Source organism: Butyrivibrio sp. NC3005, assembly GCF_000424545.1.
In the GTDB taxonomy this organism is placed as follows: Bacteria; Bacillota; Clostridia; order Lachnospirales; family Lachnospiraceae; genus Butyrivibrio.
Genome location: NZ_AUKC01000090.1, coordinates 1 through 1,836, shown reverse-complemented (window position 1 = coordinate 1,836; position 1,836 = coordinate 1). Strand labels below are relative to the sequence as shown.

The following is a 1,836-nucleotide window of genomic DNA, read 5'->3' as shown; positions in this document are numbered from 1 at the left end:
GTAGATTGTGGCAATAGGAAGCACGCGACTTTAGTCGTGTGAGGCTTCACAATTCAAGAATGCCCTCAGTGTTAGGGTAGTTGAGAAGTAGTTACTATTGTGTAAAAAGCAACAAAGATTATCACATATTTTATGTATATTTTATATTTATTTTGAATTTTTTTTTCCGATGTAGAGAGTGGAAGCTTAAATTTCTATAAAGTAAATAATAGAGGTGATTATATGCCGTTATTAATAAAATCTCTTCAGCAAACGAGTTATGGCGACTTAAGTCGAATAGAGAAAAAATCAGACTCTTCAATTGAATTTTCTCCGGAAGTTGCAGTAATTGAGGATGAGCCGAGTGAACATGAAAGCCAAAAGAAGAATTCTAAATTGTCATATTCTAGAGTTATTACAACTGGAATTTCATCATATGGCCTTGATATATCAAAAGATGAAAATGGAAACGAGATTTTTAATTATTCAAATAAGACCCAGTCATTTCAGATATGCATTGATGTTAACGAGGATGAACGTCAGTATCAAATCATAACACATGATGAAAACGGTGATGAAAAACAATATCAGTTTGACCCATATAAAGTTGATCCGACCAATTCCAATTATCCTGAATTTATTGCATTGTGCAAGTATATTCAGGAAACTGATGCTAGTGCGGATTCAATAATGCGAGATTTTTCGGAAGTAGAAGATATTTTTGAGAAAAAGAATTATTATCTGGCTTTGAACAATTATGAAAGTGTATTAGAGTCAAAAGGATGTGTTAAACTTGCAGAAAGTCTCAACAATATTGTGACCGCTCTTCAAAAGTTCATGGATAATATTGCCTCATATCAGATACCGGAAGAAGACAGAATGCCAGAAAGGTATTTATTACCAGAGTATTTGTCCAATATTACGGATGGGAATGGGCCTATGGCATCTGAAGACTTTTGGCAGCAGTATGTGAGAAGGCTCTATGGCGAGAATTATACGGCAACTGAACTTCATAGACTTGAGGTTGTAAATAGCAATAATATCACAGTACGAGATGTACTTACATTATTAGGAAGTATATCATGTAAGACTAGTAACGGGACAATAGAGCATGAGTATGAGACATTTGTGTCTAAGGACGGAATCAGAATTCACCAGAAAAAGGACTATGACACTAGAACAAAAGAATATATTGGCGAAGAGAACGATATTTGTTTTATTCCTTTTGAGTCGGATGAACAGTATGAAAAGGTGATGAATCTATTATCAAATTTTGAGGATTCATCTAAAATAGTTTTTATGTCACAAAAAGGATTCTGGGAAAATTTTCTTGCAGATAAAATTGATATGGAAGAGTTTACCCAGTGTTACGAACTGTATAAGAATGGTGACCTCTCATTGTTCCCCAAAAATGTTACTATGATAGACAGTTTAAGGCTCAATCATATCTATTTGGATGTTGCAAATTATTTTAGAGATGTAAATGCTTTTGCAGCCTATGGACGAGAAGAAATAGATCAAATAGACCGAGATTATAATCTTGCTATTAATGCTTATTATAATAATGATGACATGGTTGAGGTCTTTGAAAAAGAATATGAAGATGCTGACAAACGCGAGTACAGAATTTTGGGTGATGCAGTCTACTATAATCTTAGTGATTATATTGCAAAAGTTATCGAGAAGAAAAAGAAAGAGTTGATGCTAAACACCACGTAAGTCTCAGGATGGCAGAGGGATGTCGTACTAGATCATGATTATGTGATAACATTGGCGGCTAACTCGTGACTTTAGTCATGAGTTAGCCGCCTTTTCTTGACTCTGCTAATTACGTATGGTATTATGCAGACATGGATA

The 1,836-nt window shown here is 34.4% G+C and carries 1 protein-coding gene; it reads left to right on the top strand.

Annotation, left to right across the window (positions count from 1 at the left end; translation table 11 throughout):
- Nucleotides 1-222 precede the first annotated feature (222 nt).
- Entirely contained in the window at nt 223-1,698 is a 1,476-nt protein-coding gene (locus tag G634_RS0114810) for a hypothetical protein (RefSeq protein ID WP_026505915.1), read from the top strand.
- Nucleotides 1,699-1,836 lie beyond the last annotated feature (138 nt).

Coding starts and splice junctions, on each gene's coding strand:
- G634_RS0114810 (WP_026505915.1), top strand. CDS start 223: ATGCCGTTATTAATAAAATCTCTTCAGCAAACGAGTTATGGCGACTTA.